Origin of the sequence: Aeromonas sobria, assembly GCF_006243315.1 — a bacterium.
In the GTDB taxonomy this organism is placed as follows: domain Bacteria; phylum Pseudomonadota; class Gammaproteobacteria; order Enterobacterales; family Aeromonadaceae; genus Aeromonas; species Aeromonas sobria_A.
Genome location: NZ_NKWE01000093.1, coordinates 21,302 through 29,197, shown reverse-complemented (window position 1 = coordinate 29,197; position 7,896 = coordinate 21,302). Strand labels below are relative to the sequence as shown.

7 protein-coding genes are annotated in these 7,896 nt (G+C 54.6%); all 7 read left to right on the top strand.

The features are described from left to right. The first annotated feature begins 439 nt into the window (after positions 1-439). The 7 genes from CF137_RS21835 to cutC are packed head-to-tail and all read left to right on the top strand — an operon-like array spanning position 440 to position 7,814. Positions 440-718, top strand: a complete 279-nt coding sequence (locus tag CF137_RS21835; RefSeq protein ID WP_010634659.1) for a BMC domain-containing protein — start codon at positions 440-442, stop codon at positions 716-718. Between the two features lie 16 nt (positions 719-734). Next, complete coding sequence (locus CF137_RS21830; protein WP_011705244.1) at positions 735-1,019, top strand: BMC domain-containing protein; 285 nt, start codon at positions 735-737, stop codon at positions 1,017-1,019. Positions 1,020-1,030: 11 nt separating this feature from the next. Continuing rightward, complete coding sequence (locus CF137_RS21825) at positions 1,031-1,312, top strand: BMC domain-containing protein (protein WP_429086761.1); 282 nt, start codon at positions 1,031-1,033, stop codon at positions 1,310-1,312. A gap of 53 nt (positions 1,313-1,365) precedes the next feature. Next, positions 1,366-2,949 (top strand): acetaldehyde dehydrogenase (acetylating), encoded by a 1,584-nt coding sequence (locus CF137_RS21820; RefSeq protein ID WP_139721637.1) that lies wholly within the window; start codon positions 1,366-1,368, stop codon positions 2,947-2,949. Positions 2,950-2,975: 26 nt separating this feature from the next. Beyond that, complete coding sequence (locus CF137_RS21815; protein WP_101324020.1) at positions 2,976-3,233, top strand: EutN/CcmL family microcompartment protein; 258 nt, start codon at positions 2,976-2,978, stop codon at positions 3,231-3,233. 15 nt (positions 3,234-3,248) lie between these two features. Beyond that, a complete protein-coding gene (locus CF137_RS21810; RefSeq protein ID WP_139721635.1) occupies positions 3,249-4,403 on the top strand; it encodes a 1-propanol dehydrogenase PduQ in 1,155 nt (384 codons plus the stop codon). Positions 4,404-4,424: 21 nt separating this feature from the next. Continuing rightward, the gene (gene cutC, locus CF137_RS21805) at positions 4,425-7,814 is read left to right on the top strand and encodes a choline trimethylamine-lyase (RefSeq protein WP_139721632.1); all 3,390 of its coding nucleotides are present in this window, start codon (positions 4,425-4,427) and stop codon (positions 7,812-7,814) included. The last annotated feature ends 82 nt before the right edge of the window (positions 7,815-7,896 follow it).

Here is a 7,896-nt window from a genome sequence, read left to right as displayed (position 1 = left end):
GGTTTTCGGGGGGATTACCATTGTTCAATTGTCGCCGTCACGTACTTCATTCCCACTTCTGCCAGCACAGTGCTCAGTTTTTACATTTAGCTTCGGCGGAAAAACATGAGCGCCTCCACAGTTAGGGCTAGGCCAAATTACCTCTTCGCGCCTATCAATCAACAAGCTCATAACATCTGAAGTCGACTTTTTTATGATCCTGAATTCGGCCTTATATAAGGTGAGAACACAACATCAAAAAAAGCATAAATACATAAATGTGACTTTAAGAAATCATAAATTCAGAATAAAAAACTAATTTTAAAGCCATTGCGGATTTAAATTCCATTGCAACCACCAATACCTATAGTGGCCGTTGAACGCCGCAACCGTGGCTAAACGCTGTGACACGGACGGTTTTCCTTAAACACACAACACAACCTGTTCTGAGGAGATCACCATGGGTGATGCATTGGGGCTTATCGAAACCAAAGGTCTGGTGGCCTGCATTGAAGCCGCGGATGCGATGTGCAAATCCGCCAACGTTGAGTTGATCAGCTATGAAAACATCGGCTCAGGCCTGGTCACCGTCATGGTGAAGGGGGATGTCGGTGCGGTGAAAGCTGCGGTGGATTCCGGCGTGGAGTCGGCACAACGCATCGGTGAAGTAGTGACTTCACTGGTCATCGCCCGTCCGCACAACGACATCAACAAAATCGTCATTAAACACAAAGCTTAAAGCTGGGGGGGCTCAAATGGGTGATGCATTAGGTTTGATTGAAACCAAAGGTCTGGTGGCCTGCATTGAAGCGGCAGATGCCATGTGCAAAGCCGCCAACGTCGAACTGATTGGCTATGAGAACGTCGGCTCCGGTCTGGTCACCGCCATGGTGAAAGGTGACGTCGGGGCAGTGAAAGCCGCGGTGGATTCAGGCGTGGAGTCTGCCCAACGCATCGGTGAAGTCGTGACCTCGCTGGTCATCGCTCGTCCACACAACGACATCAGCAAGATTGTCGCTCACTACAAAATCGCCGAGTAACGGGAGATAGCATGATGAAAGAAGCGCTTGGTCTCATTGAGACTAAAGGTCTGGTGGCCTGTATTGAAGCGGCCGATGCCATGTGCAAAGCCGCCAACGTCGAACTGATCGGCTATGAGAACGTTGGTTCTGGTCTGGTTACTGCGATGGTGAAAGGTGACGTCGGGGCCGTCAATGCGGCAGTTGAGTCCGGTGTGGAGGCTGCAAAGCGCATTGGCGAAGTGGTTACCTCTCGCGTCATCGCTCGTCCGCACAATGACATCGAAAAAATCGCGGCACAGCACAAAGCATGACCTGACAGGGCACACCCCGTTCGCACTTTATACGTCTGATGAAGGATAGTTTCATGATTGAACTCGATACCGATTTGCTCTCCCGCCAGAACGCGAGAGAACTGGTGCGCAATGCCAAAAAGGCGCAGGTGATTATGGCCACCTTTTCGCAGCAGAAAATCGACGCCATCGTGAAGAACGTGGCCGAGGAAGCTGCGCGTCACGCCGAAGTTCTGGCAAAGATGGCCGCAGAAGAGACCGGTTTTGGCAACTGGCAAGATAAGGTTCTGAAGAACCGTTTTGCTTCGCTGCGCGTTTACGATGCCATCAAAGATACGAAGACCGTCGGTATCATTCATGACGATCAGGAGAAAAAAGTGATGGATGTGGGTGTGCCACTCGGCGTGATCTGCGCGCTGGTGCCGTCGACTAACCCAACTTCTACGGTGATCTACAAAACACTGATTGCGTTGAAAGCTGGCAACGCCATCATCTTCTCACCGCATCCAGGTGCTCGCCAGTGTAGCTGGAAGGCGATTGAAATCGTTAAACGCGCAGCTGAAGCCGCCGGTGCCCCGGCGGGGATCGTCGACGGGATCACCGAGCTAACCTTGGAAGCTACGTCCGAACTAATGCACAGCAAGGATGTGTCACTGATCCTGGCAACCGGTGGTGAAGGTATGGTGCGTGCGGCCTATGCTTCCGGCACTCCGACCATCAGCGGTGGCCCGGGAAACGGTCCTGCCTTCATCGAGCGCAGTGCCGACATTCATCAGGCGGTGAAAGACATCATCACCAGCAAAACCTTCGATAATGGTGTGATCTGTGCCTCCGAACAGTCGATCATCGTCGAACGCTGTATTTACAACGACGTTCATCGTGAACTGGACGCTCAGGGTGCCTATTTCATGAACGAAAGCGAGGCTGCCAAAATGGCCGCCTTGCTGCTGCGGCCGAACGGCACCATCAATCCTAAAGTTGTGGGCAAAACGGCGATCTATCTCAGCCAGCTGGCAGGCTTTAGCGTTCCCTCCAGCACCCGCGTGCTGGTTGCCGAGCAGACCACCGTCTCCCATAAAAACCCCTATTCCCGTGAAAAACTGTGCCCGGTACTCGGCCTGTACGTGGAAGAGGACTGGCGCGCAGCCTGTCATCGCGTGGTCGAGCTGCTGACCAACGAAGGCCTGGGCCACACCCTGGTGATCCATACACGCAACCAAGATGTGATCCGTCAGTTTAGCCTTGAAAAACCGGTTAACCGCATTCTGATCAACACCCCTGCCGCCCTAGGTGGTATTGGTGCAACCACCAATATCACACCGGCGCTGACGCTTGGTTGTGGCGCCATTGGTGGTGGCTCCAGCTCCGATAACGTCGGGCCAATGAATCTGCTCAACATCCGCAAAGTTGGCTACGGCGTTCGCTCTATTGAGGAACTACGTGCACCGGATCACAAAGTTGATCCGCAGCCTGTTTCCACCCCGACTGCGGGCCAGCGCTGCAGCATTCTTGATGACGCCCGTTTCACTGCTCCGGTACAGGTAAATACGGCTGCCGATGACCGCTTTGCCTGCGTTGCAGCAGGCGTTGAGGGTGATATCAGCGAGCAGAACGTAGAGCGAGTCATCCGTCAGGTGCTTGAGCGCCTTGGCAAGTAACGCATTGAGATAAGGCGATAAAAACGATGATTCTCGCAAAGGTAACCGGACATATCGTTGCCACACAGAAATGCGATGAGCTACGCGGCAGCAACCTGCTGTTGATAACCCAGCTGGACGACGAGCAAAAGCCGATGAAGGACCGTTCCTGGGTCGCGATTGATAGCGTAGGTGCAGGCATGCACGACATCGTACTGGCCGAAGAGTATCTCGCGCTCAACAGAGACCGCTACAAAGCCATGTCAGTGGTCGCCATTGTCGAGAACGTGTTTCGGGACGCTTAAGGAGTGAATAGCCCAATGAGTGAATTTTTGCTGAAACCTCGGCTCCGCTTTGGTCAGGATGCGCTAGCAGTTCTGACCGAGTTGCCCGCCAGCAACGTACTGTTGGTCACTGACAAGATGATGGTGAAGTTTGGCCTTGCTGACCGGGTGACGCAGATCCTGCGCCAACGAGGCCTTGCCTTCCAGACTTGGGATGATGTAGTCGCCGATCCAGATATCGCCACAGTGGTACGCGGTATGAAGCTCATGGACAGCTGCTATCCGGACCTGGTGATCGCGCTGGGCGGCGGTTCGGTGATTGATGCGGCCAAAGCGGTTATTTTCGCCCTGGCGCAAACCCGTCCGGACCTAAGTCGCGAGCGTCCCTGCTTCGTAGCCATCCCGACCACCAGCGGTACCGGGTCCGAAGTCACCAGTTTCTCCGTGGTGAAAGCCCACGCCGAGAAGCTGGTGTTGGTAGACCCGTCGCTGCTGCCGGATATCGCCATCCTCGATCCGTCGCTGGTGGCATCAGTGCCGCCTGCCATCACAGCAGATACCGGGATGGACGTGTTGTGCCATGCGCTTGAGGCTTATGTCTCTCGTGCGGCCAGCGACTTTTCCGATGCGTTGGCCGAGAAGGCTGTGCAGCAGGTGTTTCGCTACCTGCCCACCTGCTGGCGAAACGGTCACGATTTGCTAGCACGGGAAAAGATGCACAACGCCTCATGCATGGCGGGCATGGCATTTACCAACGCATCACTCGGTATCACCCACAGTCTGGCTCATGCCCTGGGCGGTGTGTTCCGCGTACCACACGGCCGCGCCAACGCACTCCTCATGGCGCAGGTAGTGGCATGGAACGCTGATTATCAGGGGCAATGCGATACCCAGGCTGCTCATAAATATGCCCGTCTGGCTCACCTGCTGGATCTGCCCGCCCACACTCCGCGCGAAGGCGTTACCAGCCTGCTGGTAGCCATTCAAGCACTGAAAGATGAAATGAACATGCCGACCGGGATTGTTGATACCGATGTCGTCGCGGTCGACTTTGACCTGCGTCTGGCAGAGATGGTCAACCAGGCGCTGCGCGACAACTGTACAGCGACCAACCCACGCACACCGGATGCACAGGCATTAACCGAACTCTATCGCCACGCATGGAGCGGCAGCGCTGCTCTGGATTGCTAAGAACAAGAACTGGAGAACCTCATGGCACACTACAGCTTAACGCCGCGCGTCAAAGTGCTGGCTGAACGTTTACTGACGCATACCAGCACCCTGTGCTCAGAACACGCAACGATTCTGAGCGGGCTGGACAGCGATATCGCGGGTATACCCGCTGCCGTAAAACCGGCGCGCCGTTTCTATGAACTGATGCGCCAGTTACCGCTTGCAATCAGCGCTGACGAGCTGATTGTTGGTAACCAAACCCGTAAACAGCATGGTGCGATCTTCCACGACGAACACGCCATGCATCGCCCCTCTACATTCCAGTTCCTGAATCTGAATAGCGATATCGACTCCCCCGATTACAAGCTGGTGGTGGAGAAGGGCGTGTTGGCCATCAAACACCAGCTGGAAGAGAAAACCCGTACCTTGGGCAGTGCCGTTAGCCGCAGCGGCATGGATGAAGTGAACGGCTGCCGTGCCGCCATCTACGCCTGCGATGCCCTCATGGCGCTGGCGCAAAACCTGGCCAACAGTGCCGAAACGCTGGCTGCCGCAGAGAGCAACCCGTTCCGTCAGGCCGAACTGCGTGAAAGTGCCGCCATTTTACATCACGTCCCGGCCCACCCTGCACGTAACTTTAAAGAGGCATGCCAAGCGTTCTATCTGTTCCAGCTGGCACTTCAGTTGGATAACGGCAGCTACGCGGTAAACCCGGAAGGGGCGGACAAAGCTCTGCTGCCCTACCTCCAGCACGATATGGCCAGTGGCATGCTGAGCGGGCAACAAGCCTATGAAATTGTTGAGAGTCTGTGGTTCAAGCTGGCGGAGTTAAGCGAAGTGCGCGCCAACTGTGCCATCGACGGTTACCCAATGTTTGATGCTTTGCTCCATGGAGCCAGCCTCGAGAACGTGCGAATTAACGAGCTCTCCGACATGTTCATGAGTGCGCAGCAAAACCTCAGCGCTCTCAATTTGCCAGTGCGCCTGTTTAGCGGAGTGCAGCAAGTATCAACCGTACCGTTCGCCGCCAGTGCAGAAGGTTCGGCGGTAATGGAGGGCTTAACGCCGCGTCTGCAACGCCTGCGTAATCGCTATCTGACCGTGCGTCCCAGCGTCTCTATCTATCGCGCGCTCGCCTTTACCGAAGTCGTAAAAGCCAATCCGGGCATGCCGACCATTTTACTGCGGGCCAAAGCCTTCCGTCACGCCTGCGAAACCGCCCCGATCCTGATCCAGGACGACGAGCTAATCGTCGGTCATCCATGTGGCAAGCCACGAGCGGGCGCATTCTCACCGGATATCGCCTGGCGCTGGGTTCACGATGAACTCGATACCATGAGCACCCGTCCGCAAGATCCTTTTGAAATCAGTGAAGCGGATAAAAAGACCATCCGTGAAGAGATAGTGCCGTTCTGGGAAGGTCGCTCGCTCGATGAGGTCTGCGAAGCGCAATATCGCGAAGCCGGTATCTGGGCATTCAGCGGTGAGACCTTCGTCAGCGATCTCTCCTATCACCAGATTAATGGTGGCGGTGATACCTGCCCTGGCTACGACGTTCTGCTGTTTACCAAAGGGATGAACGGTATCAAAACTGATGCCCAAGCTCATCTCGACCAGCTGAGCATGGAGAACCCGGACGATATCGACCGTATTTACTACTACAAAGCTGCGATCGAAACCTGTGATGGGGTGGTCAACTACGCTCGGCGCATTGCAGCCCATGCCCGTGATCTGGCTGCGAAAGAGCAAAATGCTCAGCGCCGCTCCGAGCTGCTGACCATCGCCGACGTGAACGAGAATGTACCGGCCAATCCGCCAAAAACCCTGCAAGAAGCACTGCAGAGTATCTGGACTGTTGAGTCACTATTCGAGATTGAAGAGAACCAGACCGGACTGTCGCTCGGTCGCCTTGACCAGTATTGCTACCCGATGTTCGAAGCCGATATTCGTGAGGGGCGCCTGACTCACGATAGCGCGTTGGAAATGATGCAGGCGTTCATCATCAAATGTGCCGAACTGATGTGGATGTCGAGCGAGCTGGGGGCGAAATACTTCGCCGGTTATCAGCCGTTCATTAACCTGACCGTGGGTGGCCAAAAACGCAGTGGTGGTGATGCTTGTAACGACCTGACCTACCTCATCATGGATGCCGTACGTTTTGTGAAGGTTTACCAGCCGTCACTGGGCTGTCGTATTCATAACCAGTCGCCGCAGAAATACATGGAGAAAATTGTCGATGTCGTGAAAGCGGGAATGGGTTTCCCAGCCTGTCACTTCGATGATTCCCATATCAAGATGATGCTGCGCAAGGGCTTTGATTTTGAAGACGCCCGCGATTACTGCCTGATGGGTTGTGTCGAGCCGCAAAAGTCGGGGCGTATCTATCAGTGGACCTCAACCGGATACACCCAATGGCCGATTGCCATCGAGTTTGTGCTCAACCGTGGCCGCATGGTGCTGTTTGACAGCTACCAGGGGCTGGATACCGGTGACCTGCGAGATTTGCATACCTTTGAGCAATTCGATACTGCGGTGAAAAAGCAGATTGCCCACATAGTGCGCCTCTCGGCAATCGGGACTGTGATCAGTCAGCGGGTGCACCGTGATGTTGCACCTAAACCGCTCATGTCTCTGATGGTGGAAGGTTGCATGGAGAGTGGGAAAGATGTCTCCGCTGGTGGCGCGATGATCAACTACGGGCCCGGCTTGATCTTCTCTGGCCTTGCAACCTATGTCGACTCTATGGCCGCCATCCGCAGGCTGGTGTTTGAAGACAAAAAGTACACTCTTGAGCAGGTCCGCGATGCACTGTTGGTCAACTTCGAAGGGCATGAAGCGTTGCGTCGCGACTGCTTGAATGCACCGAAATACGGTAATGATGACAACTATGTTGACCAGTATGCGCTGGATATCACCGAGTGGACGGAGAAAGAGTGCGGTAAGTACAAGATGCTTTACTCGGTTATGAGCCACGGCACCTTGTCTATTTCCAATAACACGCCTATTGGTCAGTTGACCAACGCTACGCCAAACGGCCGCTTGGCATGGATGCCGCTTTCTGACGGCATCAGCCCGACCCAGGGGGCGGATAAACAAGGTCCTACGGCTGTCATCAAGTCTGTGAGCAAGATGAATGTGGAGACCATGAACATCGGCATGGTGCACAACTTCAAGTTCCTCAAGGGGTTGCTGGACACCCAAGAGGGACGTCACGGCCTGATCACGTTGTTGCGTACTGCCTCGATTCTCGGTAACGGCCAGATGCAATTTAGCTATGTCGACAATGAAGTGCTGAAAAAAGCGCAGCAGGACCCAGAGAAATACCGCGATCTGATCGTGCGTGTCGCAGGTTACAGCGCCTATTTTGTCGAGCTGTGTAAAGAGGTGCAGGACGAGATCATCAGTCGTACCGTGATTGAGAAGTTCTAATCGATACGTTGATAGCGATGTCGCTGTATTGAAAAAATAACCGGAAGTACTCCGTGATGGCAGGTCGCAAATAATGCGACTG